Origin of the sequence: Candidatus Kapaibacterium sp. (assembly GCA_025059875.1) — a bacterium.
GTDB lineage: Bacteria > Bacteroidota > Ignavibacteria > Kapaibacteriales > HRBIN21 > HRBIN21.
The window spans coordinates 33,919-52,675 of record JANXCT010000004.1; the positions used below are offsets into that span (position 1 = coordinate 33,919).

General features: G+C 60.8%; 14 protein-coding genes and 2 tRNA genes. 7 read left to right on the forward strand and 9 right to left on the reverse strand.

The window, feature by feature from the left end:
- Nucleotides 1–34: 34 nt before the first annotated feature.
- Complete coding sequence (locus tag NZ960_05840) at nt 35–1,786, reverse strand: hypothetical protein (GenBank protein ID MCS7177122.1); 1,752 nt, start codon at nt 1,784–1,786, stop codon at nt 35–37.
- A 316-nt stretch (nt 1,787–2,102) separates the two neighbouring features.
- Between NZ960_05840 and dnaB the strand changes: the two genes are divergently transcribed.
- From dnaB to NZ960_05865, 5 genes are all read left to right on the forward strand, one after another.
- On the forward strand, nt 2,103–3,584 hold the full coding sequence (dnaB, locus tag NZ960_05845) for a replicative DNA helicase (GenBank protein MCS7177123.1): 1,482 nt from the start codon (nt 2,103–2,105) through the stop codon (nt 3,582–3,584).
- Between the two features lie 65 nt (nt 3,585–3,649).
- Nucleotides 3,650–5,740: a BatA domain-containing protein gene (locus NZ960_05850; GenBank protein ID MCS7177124.1), complete on the forward strand. Its 2,091-nt coding sequence runs from the start codon at nt 3,650–3,652 to the stop codon at nt 5,738–5,740.
- Between the two features lie 97 nt (nt 5,741–5,837).
- Entirely contained in the window at nt 5,838–7,631 is a 1,794-nt protein-coding gene (locus tag NZ960_05855; GenBank protein ID MCS7177125.1) for a WD40 repeat domain-containing protein, read from the forward strand.
- A complete protein-coding gene (locus tag NZ960_05860) occupies nt 7,628–8,011 on the forward strand; it encodes a carboxymuconolactone decarboxylase family protein (GenBank protein ID MCS7177126.1) in 384 nt (127 codons plus the stop codon). Before NZ960_05855 ends, NZ960_05860 begins: the two co-directional genes overlap by 4 nt.
- The gene (locus tag NZ960_05865; GenBank protein ID MCS7177127.1) at nt 7,983–8,831 is read left to right on the forward strand and encodes a hypothetical protein; all 849 of its coding nucleotides are present in this window, start codon (nt 7,983–7,985) and stop codon (nt 8,829–8,831) included. The genes NZ960_05860 and NZ960_05865 overlap by 29 nt, the downstream gene beginning before the upstream one ends.
- On the opposite strand, the gene NZ960_05870 is transcribed toward NZ960_05865, so the two are convergent.
- Complete coding sequence (locus NZ960_05870) at nt 8,828–9,829, reverse strand: zinc-binding dehydrogenase (GenBank protein MCS7177128.1); 1,002 nt, start codon at nt 9,827–9,829, stop codon at nt 8,828–8,830. The genes NZ960_05865 and NZ960_05870 overlap by 4 nt on opposite strands.
- 141 nt (nt 9,830–9,970) lie before the next feature.
- Between NZ960_05870 and NZ960_05875 the strand changes: the two genes are divergently transcribed.
- Both NZ960_05875 and NZ960_05880 read left to right on the forward strand, forming a co-directional pair.
- The gene (locus tag NZ960_05875; GenBank protein ID MCS7177129.1) at nt 9,971–10,138 is read left to right on the forward strand and encodes a hypothetical protein; all 168 of its coding nucleotides are present in this window, start codon (nt 9,971–9,973) and stop codon (nt 10,136–10,138) included.
- 4 nt (nt 10,139–10,142) lie between these two features.
- Nucleotides 10,143–11,282, forward strand: a complete 1,140-nt coding sequence (locus NZ960_05880; protein MCS7177130.1) for an alanine racemase — start codon at nt 10,143–10,145, stop codon at nt 11,280–11,282.
- A gap of 78 nt (nt 11,283–11,360) precedes the next feature.
- Here the strand turns inward: NZ960_05880 and NZ960_05885 are convergent, their stop codons facing one another.
- From NZ960_05885 to NZ960_05915, 7 genes are all read right to left on the reverse strand, one after another.
- On the reverse strand, nt 11,361–12,239 hold the full coding sequence (locus NZ960_05885; GenBank protein ID MCS7177131.1) for a C40 family peptidase: 879 nt from the start codon (nt 12,237–12,239) through the stop codon (nt 11,361–11,363).
- A gap of 29 nt (nt 12,240–12,268) precedes the next feature.
- A complete protein-coding gene (locus tag NZ960_05890; GenBank protein MCS7177132.1) occupies nt 12,269–13,957 on the reverse strand; it encodes an ABC transporter substrate-binding protein in 1,689 nt (562 codons plus the stop codon).
- 50 nt (nt 13,958–14,007) lie between these two features.
- Entirely contained in the window at nt 14,008–15,750 is a 1,743-nt protein-coding gene (locus NZ960_05895; GenBank protein MCS7177133.1) for an ABC transporter substrate-binding protein, read from the reverse strand.
- A 27-nt stretch (nt 15,751–15,777) separates the two neighbouring features.
- The gene (locus tag NZ960_05900) at nt 15,778–16,437 is read right to left on the reverse strand and encodes a cation transporter (GenBank protein MCS7177134.1); all 660 of its coding nucleotides are present in this window, start codon (nt 16,435–16,437) and stop codon (nt 15,778–15,780) included.
- 3 nt (nt 16,438–16,440) lie between these two features.
- Nucleotides 16,441–16,513: transfer RNA gene (locus NZ960_05905), tRNA-Gln, on the reverse strand.
- Nucleotides 16,514–16,522: 9 nt separating this feature from the next.
- A tRNA-Ala gene (locus tag NZ960_05910) sits at nt 16,523–16,595 on the reverse strand.
- 698 nt (nt 16,596–17,293) lie between these two features.
- Entirely contained in the window at nt 17,294–18,472 is a 1,179-nt protein-coding gene (locus tag NZ960_05915; GenBank protein MCS7177135.1) for a phosphodiester glycosidase family protein, read from the reverse strand.
- Between the last annotated feature and the right edge of the window lie 285 nt (nt 18,473–18,757).

The following is an 18,757-nucleotide window of genomic DNA, read 5'->3' on the forward strand; positions in this document are numbered from 1 at the left end:
TTCCTCCGCTTGTCTTAGCACACGGGCTCTACTATCAGCGAACTACCCCGGGGGGACTGAGGGTGGGCTTATTCCGTTCCTCCCACCATTTTTTCAACCTCGCCCACCAGGAGCGGGGCCCTGTCTGCCTGGCGGTCGTCATCCAGGCGTATGTGACAGTGGTCTCATCATGAACTGGGGGAAGCTCGCAAACCGGCTCTTCCCCTTCACCAAGCTCCAGCACCAGTTCCGGCAGGGCGATGTGATCGGGAATCAGCACCCCTCCAAGTTGGACGCCATTCCCCTGTGGGAAGCAGCCAATGGGTCCCTCAGGCTCCACAACCACCGGTGGTGTAAAAGAAGGAGCCGAACGCAACCCAACAATATCTACAGGCTCGTTAAGTTTGATTCTGCCTCTCTCTATTCTCCCCCTCACCGGCGATTGACGAAGCCCCTGGCCACTCTCTCTGTCATCACGGCTGCGGGCGGAGATCTCCTTGCGGACCTCATGGGCCCAGTTCTTCGCATAGTACCCCTGCAGCGTTATGGGCTGAGTTGTGTCCTGAGGGATGCTATAGACAAAGTAACCACTGAGGTATGGCCGACGGCGTTCCCACTCTTCCGTCCGGCTCGTGTCCTGTGGTCGTCCACCGAAGACGAAGTAGCCTCCACGGTACGGCTGACGACGCTCCCATTCCTCCGTCCGACTCGTGTCCTGTGGCCTGCCACCGTAGACAAAGTAGCCTCCACGGTAAACACCACTCACTCGGAGGGTATCGGCGGATGCACCCTGCCCAAGCAACTGCTGGACCCTCTCCCAGCTCAACCGCTCGGGTATGCGAGCTCTCACTACATACGTCAACGTATCTGGAGCATTCTCAGGCAGTGTCACCTCGAGTTTAGCTACCCGGCCACTCAGTAGCTCTCCGTAATCCAACTCCCAGACTACCACCGGCCCTCCTGGCTTGACTGGATCGACGGCCATCGCTGGTACCGTAAACCACTCAATCTGGCTCCGTCCCTGATTCCGTCCGTATGGCCGACCGTTCAGCAAGGCTTGCACTTGCCAGACATGCCCAGCGTAGTTCGGGTCAGTAGCGTCTACCCCAAGCTGCTGATGGACCGGAATCTGGTAGCTCGTCGCCTGCACATCCACCTGCAGCCGAATCGGGTTACTCTGCATCGCCTGAGTTGGCGTTTGCCCTCGGTAGCGTACTTTCAGTGTTACGCGGTAGATCACACCTGGCCTTACCGGATTGCTTGGCGTCCATTGCAGCAGTGGCATCGGGAAGACCTGCGCCCCACCAATCGGAGACAGCAACCGCGGCGGATCCGGAGACCGAACGGCAAAGTGGCGGCAGTCAGTGTTGCTCTCTACCCCAGGGCCGATCAGCTGAAGCGCCCTGATGCACAGTCGGTACTCCCCCTCAGGCAGCTCCCCAGTGGCCAGCGCCTGACTGGACAACCCCTCGTCATACTCCACTGCCTTCAGATGCACAACCTCCCGCCACTTCATCACCCGTCCCTCCCCAGGCCCTAGCGAAAACCGCGGCTGTGCCGGATGCCCATCCCGACTCCGCGCCACTACGCGGTCGTTGCGGAAGATCTGGAACGAGATCACCAAGTTGTCATACCCCCGCCGCTGGTCCGTGTTGCGCACAACGACCTGGATGAGCTGCTCGTTCTCTATCCACTCGCTCAGTCGCGGGGGCATGTTGTTGGCAAAAGGCAGCATGAGACCCACCTGAATCGTCTGCGCTGATGCTGCTGCCACCACCAGCGCCGCAAGCATCGCAACGTACCACATCACAACTCCACCACTGATGGTTCAACATACCGACCACACTTCCAGCCGCCTTATACTGCCGTCCCCACCACAAGGTTCCCACCTCACCCCCAGCAAGCGTCACAGGTAGCACACGGAGCTAGCATCCTGCCTAGTTTACCCTTGAGAGGCCGCCCCGCTTGCCTCGGCGTGAACTGATGCTAACCAGCCACAGCTGAACCAGGCCATCCTATAGCGAAGCAGAGCTATGCACCTGCACCAACACGCTTGATGCCCTCTCTGGCATCGCCTCTCAGTATTTTCGCTCGTGTTTCGTAACACCATCGGAGCACCTCTCATGCCACTGCAAGGTACAGAGGGGGCTGCGGATTACCCGTTGGAGAAATTCCTGCAGGCAGGGCATCGTCGGACGGCAGAGGTCATCCCGCTAGAGCGGCTCACCGAACGTGTGCCGCCGCATTCTGTGGAGGCAGAGATGGCAGTGCTGGGTGCTATGCTGCTAGACCGCTCTGCCCTTGCCAAAGGTGTAGAGTTGCTCCAGCCTGACTGCTTTTATCGAGAGGCCCATCAACTCTTGTTTGCCGCTATGGTGTCGCTGTTCGAACGTGGGGCTACCGTTGACGCCCTAACAGTAGCGGAAGAACTGCGTCGGCGAGGCCTGCTGGAACGAGTTGGAGGAACAGCCTACATCGCGGAGCTCACCCTACGGGTCCCCTCAGTGAGCGCTGTAGAGTACTACGCCCGGATTGTGCTGGAGCACTACATCAAGCGGAGCCTCATCCGCGCTGCAGCCGAAATCCTCTATGCCTGCTACGACGACTCCACCGACGCCCTCGAAGAATTGGATCGGGCAGAGAGCGCCATTTTCGAGATTGCTGAGAAGCGGCTGCAACAGACTGCTATCCCCATGCGCTCGCTAGCCCGCACAACGTTTGAGGTGATTTCGCACCTCATGGAGCGGGGTTCGCGGCATGGTGTCACGGGTATCCCCACGGGCTACGTCCGGCTGGACGAACTCCTTGGAGGCCTGCAGCGGTCGGATTTCATCGTCATTGCAGGCCGTCCTTCGATGGGCAAGACAGCGCTAGCGCTCTCGATTGCCCGCAACGTAGCCGTGGAGTATCGGGTCCCAGTGGCCATCTTTTCACTGGAGATGTCCGCCCAGCAGCTCGCGCTGCGCCTCTTGGCGGCCGAAGCCCAGATAGACCTCCACCGGCTCCGCACCGGCCGCATTAGTCCCGAGCAGCTCTCCAAGATCGTCCAAGCCACTGGGCGCTTAGCCGATGCTCCGATCTTTGTTGACGACACCCCGATGCTGTCGCTCCTGGAGTTACGGGCGAAGTCGCGCCGGCTGAGAGCCGAGCACAACGTGCAGCTGGTGATCGTAGACTACCTCCAGCTAGTCCACCCGCCGAAGGCAGAGAGCCGCGAGCGCGAAGTGGCGCTGATTTCCCGCTCGCTGAAGATGATGGCAAAAGAGCTCAATATCCCCGTGGTAGCGCTGGCGCAGCTCAACCGTGCTGTGGAGTCACGGGCAGACAAACGCCCAATGCTGGCAGACCTACGAGAATCCGGCTCCTTGGAGCAGGATGCTGATGTCGTCATCTTCATCCACCGTCCAGAGATGTACGGCATCACGACGTACGACGACGGCACTCCAACGGAAGGCACTGCCGAGATCATCGTCGGCAAGCAGCGCAATGGCCCGGTTGGCGAGGTTCGGCTAGCCTATCTCCGAGACTTCGCCCGGTTCGAGAACCTGGCGCTCCACTACCCCGAACCGCCACCACCGCCGTACGACGCAGACACCCCGTTCTAAGCTAGTGCACGCCCCGACAGAGGGCTTCGTCTATCTACGCCACAGGCGAAGCCGCCAAGAGCAGGATGCACTTCTTGAACCCGCTCGTACTCGTTGGGCTGGTCGCAGCCCTTATCCCGTTAGTCCTGCACCTGCTAACGCTGCGCCGGCCCCGTCCTTTTGAGTTCAGCTCTGTGCGTTTCCTCAAAGAGCTGCAGCGGAGCACAGTCCACCGCCTTCGGCTGCAACAGCTCCTCCTACTGGCCGTGCGCATGGCGCTCATTGCAGCCGTCGTCTTAGCCTTCGCACGCCCGGTCATCCCAGGAAAACTGCCACTCCTGAGCACGCAAGCACCTGCAAGCATCGTGCTCATCGTCGACAACTCCGCCAGCATGGGGATTACGGATGCTCAAGGAGAGCGCTTCCGACGGCTCCAACAGTATGCCGAGCGCCTACTCCGCTCGCTGGGGTACGAAGACGAGGTTGCCCTCCTACCGACTGTCCCTCCAGTCCAATGGCAAATGGCCGAGTGGGGAAATGCTCGGGGAGCTCTCATCGAGGCGCTCAACTCTCTCTCACCACGCCCCGAAGCTGGTGACTTGTCGGCTGCGCTCCAGCGAGCCGAGGAGCTGCTCCGCACAGCACGCCATCTGCAGCGGTTCGTCATCATCCTCAGCGACTTCCAGCGGAACCTCTTCGCAGAGCAGTCCTCCACAAGGAGGTTGCTAGAAGCCGGCATCACTGTCTACGCTGTCAATGTCGCCGCCGAGGAGGAACTTGAGCTGGGGCTCGTCGTGGACTCTGTAAGCTTAGAGACCCAGCTCCGAGCTGTTGGTGAACCAGTAGCTATCACAGCGCGGGTCTCCAATGTTGGGGCTCAACCCGCTAACGGGCTGGTCTCCCTGTTCTGGAACGGGGAGCGCGTGGCCCAGCGTCGAGTTGTCCTTCAGCCCGGGCAGTCGCAGACGGTGGTGCTCACCGGCACCCCCACTGCACCAGGCTTCGTCCATACTGCCGTTGTCGCCGAAGGTGACGTCGTCTCCGTTGGGGAACGCCGTTTCGTCGGCTTCGTGGTTCCGGAGCCGATTCGCGTCGGGCTGCTGGCCGATGGAGCAGCTTCTACCTTCCTTGAGGCAGCCCTCTCAGCCTACCCTGCCCAATCGTCGCCACTTCGGCTAGAGACGCTGTCAGCGGCCGAGCTCGCAAGTAGCGATCTAACCCGCTTCCGAGTACTCGTCATCGCCTCCACAGCCCTGACGCCAGCCCATCTGAGCCGGCTGGAGGCTTTCATGCGAGGTGGTGGCGGGGTCGTACTCTTCGCCGCCGATGGCGGCTGGATGCAGGCTGTGGCCCCTTGGCTTGCGCAACAAGGGATGACCAAGCTTGCTCGTCGTGACTTCCTCCCAGCGCAGCCCGCAACGATTGTGTGGGCCGACAAGCACCACCCATTTTTCAGCGGAGTCTTCGCTGGCGAAACCCGCGGGGAATTGCTCCCGGAAACCCCGAAGTTGTACCGCCTCGTCAGCACCGATGGAGGAGTTCCGCTCCTCCGCAGCTCTGCTGGAACTATCCTCGCTGAGCAACGCCTTGGTGAAGGTCATCTCATCTTCTGCGGTGTTGCTCCAGACTTAGAATGGGGCGACTTCCCGCGCAGCGGGCTCTTCCCTATGGTCGTGGTGCGCTCCGTCCTGTTAGCGGGGAGCACAGCCGTTCCGGCCTTCTTCCGCGAGACCGGGGAAAGTGTTACGCTGACACTCCCTGCCGCCCAAGGCACCGTCGCTCTCCAGGAGCCCTCGGGGACTCGCCGCTTACTGTCACCACTCCAGCTCAGCACGGGAACTCGCCTTGAGCTTGGAGTCTTGCGGGAACCTGGGGTGTACGATCTGACAACCGACGCTACACCGCTGACCACGGTAACCGTCAACATTCCGACAGCCGAGCTCCGGTTAGAGTACGCCACCCCAGAGCAGATCCAATCCTGGTTTGAACGCCTCTTGAGCCCGGGGGTTTCCTTCCGATACCTGTCGTCAGCAGACGAGCTCGTGGCAGCGGGCATCCAGGGCTCAGACGCGACGGAGTTGTGGCGTTACTTCCTGGTGATAGCGCTACTTCTGGCCGCGCTGGAGCTTGTCCTCAGCTATCGGCTCACGCGCAGGAATGCTGTGCCAGAGCAGTAGGTGGCTCCTCGTCTTCGGGCTCGCCCTGAGTGCCGCCAGTTCTGCGGTGCCCCATGGACCACTGTGGCTGTCACCACGCCCCGGAGATACGGTCCTGATGGGACGACCTCTCGTGCTGCGATGGAACACTCGAGGCCTAGCCAACATCAGCGTATGGTACTCGCTCGACACAGGCCGCACATGGCAGCGCCTCTTTGCGGACCTACCCGCGGACAGCGTGGTCTGGCATGTACCAGCGCTGGATACCATAGCTCTCCTCCTGCGAGCACGGGCAGAGTATGGAGCCAGTCCCACCCCAATCCGCGAGCGGCGTCAAGCGCACCAGGCTCCTATCCGCCGCCTCCGCTTCTCTCCGGATGGGACGCACTTGTTGACTACCGCTGAAGAGGGGATCGTCAAGTTGTGGAACGTTGCCACGCTGGAAGCAGCCGATGTCTTGGTAGTTGGCACCCGCACCACGGCCCTCTATGCCGCTGAATTCGTTGGTGACTCCAACCGCGTGCTCATTGCCGTTGACTCCCTCCTGCTGTTCTACAACCGACCCACGCGAGAGCGGATTACCTTCGGTCTCGGTGGGCACCGGAAGTTCATTCGGGACCTTGCTGTCCATCCTTCAGGGCGCTATGCTGCTACGGCAGCAGACGACTCTACGGTATGCCTCTGGGACCTCACGACGCTGCAACGCCTCGCCTGCTGGGGCGAGCCTGGGGTTCGGTCATGGTACAGCGTCGCATTCTCCCCTGACGGAAGGCTGCTGGCTTACGGCGGTGATAACGGCATCATCTACGTACGCCCGTGGCAGCAACTATGGCAACCACCACTGCTCCTACGACAACATGGGGACTCTGGAACCAATGCAGTCATCTGGGCCCTCTGCTTCGGCACAGAAGAAAGGCTGCTCATCTCGGGTGGGGTTGATCGGACAGTCCGCTTTTGGAACCCCCACACTGGCCAAGAGTTGGCCCGCGGTAGCACACACACTTTCCACGTCCGTTCCGTGCGTTCACTCCCCTGGGGTCGGCGCGTTGCCTCCGGCTCGCTAGACAGTACCCTCCGCCAATGGACGCCTACAGGAACCCAGCTTGGCCGCCCACTCTTCCACGGTGGACAAGTCCTCTCGGTGGACTACTCCCCGGACGGTCGGCTGCTGGCTTCTGCAGGGAGGGATTCCGCCATCCGAATCTGGGAAAGTGGGACCGCTCAGAGCCGAGAGGACACCATCAAGGTGGTGCTCAAATACCCCGTCCGGCTTCGGATCGCTCCAGTCGTTGGCACTCCAGGTTCTCTTGCGACGCTTGCAGTCCTCCACGAAGACTATGCGTGGTTGCCGCCACTCCGCAGCGATAGCTTCTCCTGCCGACTCGTGTTACGACTGCCAGCGTGGTTGGTAGAGCTCACCGGCAGAAGAGTCAGCCCCACAGCATGGGACACGGTGACTGCAGACCTGTGGCTCCATGCTGCCGATACGCTTGCACGCCTACCTGTGCGACTCTTGCAGGGGATGCCGCCAACCGGCCCTGTCGAGCCCCTGTGGGTGGAATGGCGCGGGACCCGAGCCTTCGATGCAGAACTACACGCCGGCTTGGTGGAGGTCACAGGGCATTGCCCTGGAGCGACACCATCCCTGACCATCGCAAGACCGCTGCAGGTGCGCGTACGGTGGCAATCAGAGCGAGAACTCTCCGTTTCCATCGTAGCGGACGAAGACGGCCCCTACCACTTACATCTCATTGACGGCTTAGGGCGCGCAGTCCTCCGGCAGTCGCTGGCCCTCCGACACGGCGAACACTCTCTGAAGCTCGCCCTCCCTTCGGCAGCGCAGGGCCTCTATTGGCTCCAGCTCTCCACGCCGAGCCGCCGCTTCGTGCAACCACTGTGGGTTGGCCAATGAGTACCCTGTGGCAGGAATTCCGACGTCGCCGTACCCGGCAGAACGTAGCCGTTTTAGACACTGGTTTCATCGGCTACCGGCGCTTCCTCGCCCTCGACGGCACTGCCTACGAAGACGGAGCACTCCCTCGCACGGTCAAAGAGCTCATGGGGCTGGTTGCTTCGCTCGTCCTTCGGTGCAACGACTGCATCCTCTACCACCTGGACCAAGCGCTGCGGTGTGGTGCGACGCGGCAACAGGTCTATGAAGCGCTCAACATTGGGCTGATCGTAGGCGGGTCCATCGTCATCCCCCACCTCCGCTACGCCCTTGAAGCCTTGGAAGAATGGCAACCGGAAGAAGAGCCCACCGATGCAGCCCATCCCTCACCCGGAAGTTGAGCACTTGCGACGCCGCTGCCAAGAGCTCCGACAGGCTCTCCAGCAGACCTTGCACGAGTGGTTCCACCTCCGACATGAGCTCTACCCCAAGCTGCTTGCTGACTACGAGCGTCTCTTCCGTGACCTGGAACTGCAACTGCAGCACACCTCGCTGAAAGCCGCCCAAATGCGGCGCCGTGCTGAGCTTCTAATCGTCAAGCTTCAAAGAGGGGAGGCCATCACGGAGCAGACGTTTGCTCTCGTGGAGCGCATTGTCGAGCGGGAGTTCGCCCAGCTATGGGAGCACCTCCAGTCGGCTACAAGTCCACAGCCCAGTCCTCCTTCAACAGAGCCCGACGACTTCCCGAAGCTCTACCGCATCTTGGCCAAGCGCCTCCATCCGGACGCGGTGGGGGGAGAGACCGAAGAGTTTCGCCGCTACTGGAACATCCTTCAGCGCGCCTACCAAGAACGCAACGTCCAGCAGCTCCAGCAGCTCTACTCCCTCCTCTGTGGCGAAAGCGAAGCGGACTCTATCCCCGACGACGACATAGACGCTCTGCGCTGTCTCGTACGCCAGTTGGAGCAGCGACTTGCAGCCGAGCAACGTCGCTTGGAGCGCCTCCGCAACGACGAGCCCTTCTGCCTGCCTCTCTACGACCCTACTTGGGTCGCGCGGCGCCGACGGGAACTTGAGGAAGAAATCCGCCAACGCCAGCGACAGATTGACTACTACGCTGGCCTCATCAACCGCATCCGCTCACGCACCCTCACCGCCGAAGACCTCCAAGACCCCGAACTGCTGGAGCACATTGCCGAGCAGACCTACAGGCGGCGTTAAGCCTCGGCAATCTGCACGACAACCTTGCCCATATGCTCTTCTGACCGCAGCCGGTCAAAAGCCTGCAGTACCTGCTCGAACGGGAAGACGGTGTCCACCACCGGAACAATGCGGTACTCCTCCACGAACCGAAGCATTGCTGCAAACTCCTCATCTGTCCCCATCGTGCTCCCCACGATATGAAGCTGGCGCCAGAAGAGGCGGTGCAAATTGAACTCTGGCACCGCACCAAGCGTAGCACCGTAGACGACAATCCTACCGCCAGGAGCCGCCAGGCCAAGCAGAGCGTTGAATGGGGCCCCTCCCGCACTGTCTACGATGAGGTCAAACTCACCATCAGCCAGCTCACGAAGGAGGCGCTCCCACTCAGGATGGGCATAACACACTCCCCCGACAGCACCGAGTACCTGTGCACGCTCAACCTTCTCCGACCGCCCCGAAGTCACGAATACGCGGGCTCCGGCTGCCACAGCGAACTGAAGCGCTATGACCGCAACCCCGCCGCCGACCCCAGTGATGAGCACCTTCTGCCCACTCTGGAGCTGTCCCTGCGTGAAGAGTGCACGATACGCTGTCAGACCTGCTAACGGCAGGGCAGCGGCCTCAATCGGGGAAAGATGGGCTGGCTTCTCATGGAGCCGATCTACTGGCACACAGACGCACTCCGCCAACGTCCCGGCCCGTGGCATGCCCAAAATCTGGTAGTCCCGTCCCTGCGCTCGCGGGTCCGAACCCCAGCCTAGGCTGGGATTGATGACGACAGTCTTGCCTACCCAACTGCGGTGCTCCTCCGAGCCCACGGCTTCCACCACGCCGCAGCCGTCTGAGCCCAAGATTGCGGGATACTGAATCCGAGCGTAGCGCCCCTGCCGGATCCACTCATCACGGCGATTCAGAGCTGCAGCCAGTAGCCGCACCCGCGCCTCCCCTGGGGTTACAGCGGGATCTTCTACCTGCTCCACCTCAAAGCTGTCCTCACGGAGGACAAGCGCTCGCATTCTGCCCTACTGCTCTTCTAGACTAGCGGCGCGAAATTAGAAAAGCCCGCTGTGGCAACCCCCGACCCTGCGTAGTCTATCCGTCCCACCCTCCTAATTTTGCGCCCAGTTACCACATCCCCTACGCAGTCTCTGAAAGCGATGAATCAGCGTACTGTGCGGCTACTGAACGCCTATGCTCGCTTGACTGGTCAGAGCAATCGCCAGGTCCGGCGCTGGTGGTCTCAGCTCAACTGGCGTGAGCGCACCCTCCAGCGACAATTGATCGAACGCCAGCTCCAACGAGCTGAGCGTTCGGAGCAGCGGTAGCGAGATGCGCTGTGAGGAGCTCCCAACGCCAGCACTCCTCCTTGATTACTCGCGCCTCTTGCAGAACCTCCAGCGGATGCAGGAACGAGCCCGGCAGTGGGGAGTTGCTCTGCGGCCCCACGCCAAGACCCATAAGTGCGCCGAGATTGCTCAGCTCCAATGCCAACTCGGTGCCTGTGGCATTACGGTTGCGACACTCGCAGAGGCACGTTTCTTCGCAGATGCCGGCATAGAGGACATCACCTGGGCCTTTCCACTACCACTCTGGGCTATAGAGCCAGCGCTTGAGCTGGCCTCCCGCTGCTGCCTCCGCCTCCTGGTAGATAGCAAAGCAGTAGCTGAAGCACTGGCTAGTGCCTGTATGCGCCGAGGCCAGCGCATCCACGCCTGGTTGGAGATCGACTGCGGTGGACGCCGCTCTGGCTTCCTTCCAAACTCCCCAGCGCTAATGGAGACTGCTAGATTCGTGGTTGACTCGCCATGGCTCATCTTCGACGGACTCCTCACCCATGCCGGACATGCTTACCGGGCTAGCTCCGCCGAAGAGCTCCGACGGATCGCTCTGCAAGAGCAAGAGACCATGGCTGAAGTTGCCAACTGGCTTCGCACCGCCGGCATCGAAGTGCCCGGGCTCAGCATCGGCTCTACGCCAACCGTGATGGCTGCTACAAGCCTCCTTCCGGACATCACAGAGATCCGGCCCGGCAACTACGTCTTCTACGACTACACCCAGGTCCTGCTGGGGAGCTGCACGCTGCAGGATTGCGCGCTGACAGTACTAGCAACGGTCGTCTCACACCAAACTGGTGCCACCCACTTCGTGATCGACGCCGGCGCATTAGCTCTATCGTTGGACCCCGGCCCCCAACACCTCATGCCTTCACCCTCCTACGGACTCATCGTGCACGAACTGGATGGCACCCTCATACCTGAACCCCAGCTTTGCATCGCCCGGCTAAGCCAAGAACATGGAGTCGTTGTCGCTAAGCATCCCAACTACCTCCATGAGCGCTACCCGGTTGGGAGCCGTGTGCGGATTGTGGAGAATCATTCGTGCCTGACAGCAGCCCTCCACGACCACTATTGGATTTGCGACGCCGGTTCTGTCGTCGCGCAGTGGAAGATTGCTCGCCAGCGCAGTTGAATCACGGCACTTGTCCGCTTCCATACTAACTGTTGCGCACAAGTGCCAGCAGATGCTTAACTGTTCGGCCCTTCCAGACTAGTTGCTCGGTGCTAGGACTCCCGGAACAGTTTCTCCGCTAGCCAGCTGAAGCTCTAAGAGCGTTCGTTCCGTCAAGCGACGGGCCCCAATGAAGCGCTTGCTATAGTAAGTGCTCCGCAGCGATGAGATCGTCACCCCATACCGCGAGCTAGCATGAGCAAAGAGGTCGTCTCCGAGGTAGATCCCAACGTGGGAGACATACACATGCCGCCGGGTATGGAAGAAGACCAGATCGCCGAACTGTAACTCTTCGCGCTTGACGGGCATGCCTAGCGTAAACTGAGCTGCCGCTGTCCGCGGCAGCGTCACAGAAGCAACCTCAGCGAATAGCCGGCGGATGAAGGCAGAGCAGTCTATCCCCTGCGGGGTTACTCCACCGAAGCGATACGGAGTACCCAGCCAGTCCTGAATGAAGTCCAGGATTCGGCGGACTTCTATACCGGCAGCCGTCCGCTCGCTGGCAGCCTCGCCCTCCATGTAGGCATGCCAGAGGCGATAGAAGGTCTCCATGTCCACGGGAATATCATCCTCCTGCTCCAGCTCGACAGGGTCTTCGCCCTCCAAGGGCTCATCGGCAGCCATCGCCCCTTCCGGAACCGACGTCCCTCCTTGGACTGCCGGCCCCGGCTGCGGAGCCTCGTTCATCATCTGCCAGAGGGCTGGGGAGTGCTCTCGGACAAACTCCAACGTCTGCTGACGCACAAGCTCGCGACGGACTGAGGAGGCAGGACGGCCAAACTGCTTGCGCTTCTTGGCCTTGTTGACCCATTGGCTGGCTTTCTTCAACTGCTGTATAGCGAATGCTGCAGGGGCTTTCCAGAAATCAACGGCAACGAAGGCAACAGCAGCGCAGAGGACATGGATGAGTGCCTTCATGGCTTCACCCTCCCTGAATTGGTGGAACTTCACTCCTTGGAGACCCACTCCAGCAGGAGGCGATCACTTCCGTCCAGCCGCATTCCCCTTACTGCAGGCTGGACGAGCCGAACGAGGCGTGGGTAGTAGAGGAAGACCCACGGTGCTTCCTCGAGGACGATGCGCTCCATCCGGCGATAGAGCTGGAAGCGCCGAGCTGTATCGGCTTCCGACAGTGCCCGCTCGTAGAGAGAATCTACCTCTGGTGAGCGGAAGCGCGTCGTGTTAGGCCCTTGCGGGGCTCGATAGGGCGAGTAGAACAGCGACAGGAAGTTCTCGGGATCCGGGTAGTCTGCAATCCAGTTCGTCCGCCAGAACATACTTCTGCCTTCCCGAACCATCGACAGATGTTGCGGGAAGTTTAGCTGGCGGAGCTCCACCCGAACTCCAAGCTCTCTGAGTTGCTGCTGGACTGCCTCGGCAACCGAGAGCGTTCGTGGATGCATCCCGAGTTGCAGTACCAGCGGCGGCAACCCTTTACCCCCCGGGTACCCAGCCGCCGCCAAGAGCTGACGAGCCCGCTCGGGATCGTACCGATAGCCAACCGTCTGCGGGGAAAAGCCTGGGAACCCTGGAGGTATCACGCCATAGTGGGCCGGCTCAGCTAAGCCGTGGAGCACGTGCCGGATGATACGCTCGCGATCTATCCCGTAGTTAAGCGCTTGGCGCAAGAGGCGAGAGCGTGCCAGTGGCGAGGTACGCCCACCCTCTGTGGTAGTGTCGAGCATGATACCGTAGTACTCTACTGCATAGGCCGGGGCAGTCAAGAGCCGATACCGCGAGAACTCCGGCCGCAGCGTTCCTTCCGGCGTCAGTACGGCCGGCACAAGGCTCGGATCCAGGCCAGAGACCATGTCTAAGCGGCCCTGCTGGAACTCCCAGAAGGCCGTCTTCTGGTCCCGGAGGAAGCGCACCACAACGGAATCCAAGTACGGCAGCGGCCGACCTCGGTGGTCGCGCTTGAAGTAGCGCCGGTTGCGCACTAAGACGAGTCGAACATCCGGCCTCCACTCCTGCAACCGAAAGGGTCCCGTGCCCACCGGGTGGCGAAAGAAGTCCTCACCGTAGAAGCGTACAGCCTCCTCCGGTACAATCCAGCAGTATGGAGTCGTAAGGAGTGCGAGGAAAGGCGCAAACGGGCGTTGGAGCTCAATGGAGACCGTGCTGTCGTCCAACACTCGGATACCGCGGACCCCTTCGGCAGGAACCTCTCCACGCGCAGTCTTAGCGTGGAATTCCTCTACGCCGACCACCTTTCCCCAGAAGACCCACAGTCCCGGGGAACGCGTCCGCGCATCGCAAATTCGCTCAAACGAGAACTTCACATCCGCCGCCCGTAACCGGCGTGGCTGACCGCGAAAGCAGGGATCGTCGTGGAAGAAGACATCCGTCCGCAGAACGAAACGCCACCGCCGTCCACTGGCATCAACGCTCCAGGAACGCGCCAGGCACGGAACAATCCGAAGAGCCGTATCCAGCTCCACCAGCCCATTGTAGAGCTGTGTCCCCACCCAGATTGCCGCCATATAGCTCATATGGGCGGGGTCCAAGGTCGTAATCCCCTCGGCCTCGTTGTAGACGAAGCTCCCCTTTCCTGGGCGCTCTGACGGACCACCACAACCCGTCAGCAGCCATCCCACCACCCAGCATGTCAAAGAACCCCCCACCCTACTGGCCATCTTCAGGGAGCGCAAAAAACGAAATTCCTCGCACATACGAGGCCTAGTGCTCACCGAGGCTGTAGCCAGACGTACTTGTAGAACCGCCGGTCCATCGCATTGTTGCGGTAGCCCGCAACATAGGGCTGGAGCAGACGGTAGTCCTCGTCGTAGAAGAGGATGATCATCGGGGCATCGTCAATGGCAAGCTGCTCTGCCTGGCGATAGAGCTCCATGCGGCGTTGTCGGTCTTGTGTGGATAGAGCCCGCTCCAGAAGCGCATCAAAGGAAGGGTTACGGTACCGCGTGGAGTTGATAGGGCTAATGTCCGTCCCTTTGGCCGGGACTAGCTTGCCGTAGAATAGGTTCAGGAAGTTCTCCGGGTCAGGATAGTCGGCGACCCACCCGAGCCGGAAGAAGGGAACGCGCCCCGCATCGATCTCCTTCAAATGCTGGGCAAACTCTACCTGCCGCAGCTCCACTGTGATCCCCAGATTCTCTCGGAGCATTGCTTGGACGGCTTCAGCGATCTGGACATTCCGTCCACCGCCTGCATTGAGCTGGAGTGTAATTGTGGGGAAGCCACGTCCTCCCGGATACCCAGCCTCTGCTAACAGCTGGCGCGCACGCTCTGGGTCGTAGCGGTAGCCCCGAATGCTACGAGCTGGATAGTCGGGCATAGAAGGCGGAATGAGCCCATAATGTCCCGGCTCCGCTGCTTGCCCCTTGAGGACATAGCGGACAATGCGCTCACGATCGATTGCGTACGCCAAGGCCTGCCGCACGCGCTTATCCCGGAAGAGAGGGTGTGTGGTCAGCATCCCGTAGTACTGCGTCGCTAGTGCTGGGACGCGGAGGAGCTGATACTGCCGCCATTCACCTCGCGGCTGCCCCCGTTCGTCGACTACCTGTGGGAAGAACTCCACCGGAATCCGGTAACACTCCTCCAAGTTCCCTCGGCGAAACTCCAAGAACTGCGTCTTGTCGTCCTTGATGAAGCTAAAGCGGATGGCATCCAGGTAGGGCAGTTGGTTCCCATGTTCGTCCCGCTGCCAGTAGTTCGGGTTGCGCCGAAGGATGAGCTCACGATCTGGTACCCAGGAGACAAACACGAAGGGGCCCGATCCTACGGGGCTCCGGAAGAAGTCGGCACCGTAGTACTCTACCGCCTCTCGTGGCACAATCGCGAACGTCACAAGAGAGACGTAGTACTCAAACGGAGCAAACGGCCGGGTCAGATGGATTTCAAACGTATATCGGTCTCGCACGACGAAGCCTTCTACTTCCGAAACGTCCGGCGAACCACCCTGCTGAGCAGCGCGCCGCGTAGCTTCAAAGTACGCATCCGCGCCCTTCACCTTTCCCCGGAAGTAGTCGTATCCCAACGTCCCTGTTCGGAAGTCACAAGCCCGCGTGAGGGAGTATTTGACATCCTCCGCAGTGAGTTCACGCCCTTTGCCACCGGGGAAGCAGGGATTGTCGTGGAACAGCACGCCACGGCGAAGGAAGTACCGGTAGACTAGTCCATCGGGAGAGACTTCCCACCGCTCTGCTAACTCAGGCTGGAGGCGTAGGTTCTCGTCAAGCGTCAGCAGCTTGTCGTAGAGCTGCTCGGCAACGTGTGCCGACGTGACGTCGTTGATCTGCACTGGGTCCAGCGACCGGACTTCACCGACCTCGTTGACACGATACGTCCCCCCGTAGAACTTCCCACCTGCCGCAGGACGTAGTCCCTCGGGCTGGCGACGTTCTGGAGCACACCCAAGTGCCACACCCACGAGGAGAATGAGCACGAAACGCTTCCAACTCCCCATTCCCTTCCCGCGCCGTTGAGGAACCGCTCAGCAGCAGAGGATATGCCGGTGACAGAGAGTACGGACGCCCTCACGAACAAGAGCAGCGGCAATACCAAGAGCCAGTAAGGCATCTGCCCACCATACTCCCCACCACCGTTGGGCCGTTAGCCCAACCAGCAGAATGAGCGATAGGGCTGCGCACGCTAACGTCTGCTTCGCATCAGCCTGGAGCGCCGTACTCTGCAGCACTCTACTCAGTTGCCACTTCACCCAAAAGAGGCTCGGCTTAACGACGAGGGAGACAACCGCCAGCCCGAAGGCGAGTTCGTGGACGTGGGGATGGACGCCCCAAAAGAGCCGCTGGACGGCTTCCAGAGCAATAACTGCTGCCAGGAGGAGGAAAGCAACTCCAATGATGCCTGCTGCCTGCTGCTCTCGCCGGGCATGCTGTACACGCTCTGCCGAGCTTAGGCTAGGAGCGAAGCGCCAGAGGATGGCAAGGCCAGAGAGGGACTCAGCAACTGCCTCTATCCCGAAGCTGAGGATTCCCCAGCTATTGCCAACGTGTCCGACCCAGAGCGAAACTGCGGCCTCGCCGAGGGTATAGAGCACTGCCACCAGTGCCAGACTCCACGCCCATCCACCGAGTCTCTGGACGCTGCCTACGGAGACGGCACTACCTGCCCACATCCCCCACCGATTCAACAGCTGCCCCGCCAGGACTCGAACCTGGACTCTCCTGATCCAGAGTCAGGCGTGTTGCCAGTTACACCACGGGGCAATGACCAAGTGGACCGGAGGAGATTCGAACTCCCGACCTCCAGAGTGCGATTCTGGCGCTCTCCCAACTGAGCTACCGGCCCAGCCGAGCGCAAAAATAGGAAAAAACCCTGCTCCACTCGCCCGCCCATGCAGCCCAACAAGCCGGCAGCTCAGCAACAACGTGTGCGGACAGGCATCAAAGCAGCGTCCCGCTGTCATCGAGCAATCCCATGATCGCGTGACCGTTGCCTCAGCTTCTGTCGCTGTGTGGACGAGGTAGAGCGTCCACAGCGGCAACTCTACGGCAACCTGAGCCGCTCCAGGAACACTTCCGGCGGACGCCCTTACATCGACTGTCGACGGGTAGGTCACACAGCCTCCGCCTCTCGCCCGGAGACCTGCGTCACGCACGGCTGGGCAAGCTCTTGTGACCATCAGCCTGAGGCTCGTCTGGAGGCAGAGCTTCTAACACCGCTGAGGATATCGCTTTCGCCCAACCCAGACAGCAAGCACGCCTCTCTGTTGTCGGTGTACCGTTGGGAGAGCGGGGGTCCCTTAGGGACGAGTTGAGAGCAGCGCAGAGGACATCTTTCAGCCGAAGGCACCGCTTTAGTCTACTGTGTCCGCGCAGTGCTAGATGCTACCGTGCTCCGGTACCCTCAGTAGCCGCGTCGGTCCAGATACAGCTATGCAAGGGGCCACCGATACGGGCGACCATTTCCGTCGGTCGCAAGCCTTTCACTGCATGGCTCTACGATTGCTCGCGCTACCTCTGGCACTCCATGGCACCGTGAAAGGGCTAAGGGACTGAGCGTGTCTGTCGCTGGAGAATGACCAGCGCAGAAGCAACCGGAAAACGATTGCCAATGCTACCGCCTCCTGCAAGGTACATTCCCGATGAGGAACCGCCATCCAGATTGAGGGCCTGGTAGGCTCCCAAAGAACGCATCCATGCAGCCAACTCCGGCACCGTTGCGCCAGCAGAGTGGCCGTTGTGCTCAACGACAACGAGCAATAGCTCGCCCTGCCGAGTTACTCCTATCGCTGTGCGGGCACGGCGACGGTAGAGGAAGCGCTCCGATGTTGTGCCCTCCTGTGCTGCCTCCACTCGAACACGGCCGTCCCGAACCAACCGCGGAGTCCCGCTCCAGACATGCCGAACCCGGAGGCCTACTCGAGGCCTCAGGCGAGTCTCCAACCAGACTGTGTCCCCTGGCACAGGTAAGAGCGAGTCCGGAAAGTCCTGCCCTAGGGAGAGAACGCATCCCCGCAGTGGCATAGCCGTAGCGCCAGAATCCACGCTGAGCACTTGGCACGGTACCGCCCCACCCACGAACGGCATCCGCAAGTACCGCAGGCGCAGCTTCTTCAGGGGTAGCTCGACCGTATCTGTCGGAACACTGACGAGAAGGACACTATCGGGCTGCTCTTCAATCGGGACGGCAACGACACTCGCACCCTGCCGAGGCACTGTATCCCCAGCAAACCGCGTATAGAGCACAACTCCCTGTGAGTGATCCCGACGATTAACATTGGCAAGTTCCACTCGTTCCCCACCTGGCAGTCGTATCCATGCTTCCAAGAGGAAGGTATCCAGCACCGAAGTGCCCCGTGCGTCCACTACGAAGGAACTCCAGCGCTTATAGCGGTGAAGTTGGAGGAGCTCGCCATCGGTTGCAGCTAGACCAACTGGTAGCATCCCTGACCGACTCCAGAAGTAGCCATTGACCGCCGCCACTACCTGGAATGGACTGAGGGTGTCGTAACGCTGAACAATCTCCGCCAAAGTCTCCTGCTGTCCCGGAATGGCCGGTACGAGCTTGACCTCGACAGACGGATCCCGCAGATTGACCCTGAGCACATGCACTGAGCGTTCCGCCGTTCCAAGCACGCGATACCGCTGGTAGCGAACAGCCCGGCTAAGAGTAGAATCAGCCACCAACTGCCACTGGAAGGTCGGCTCTTGACGCCGCTGCACTCGGTAGGCCTGCCTCCTTGAAGTAGGTCTCTTGCGAAGTAGGGCCTTCTGACGAGCACGACGCTGAGGCTTTCGGAGCTCTCGGTGCTGCTTCCTGGTGGCCATACTAACCCTAGGCCGGGCTCTCGATCGCTGCCGCTGTATCGAGTGGTGCTTCCTGCTCACCGAAGCCACTCCTATACTGTGCTCTACCCCCGACAGGGGGAATGCGCTATACGACACCACTTGCACTTCGGGCCCCCCTAAAAGCAGTGCAAGTACTGGGACCAGCACCGGCAGAGTCAT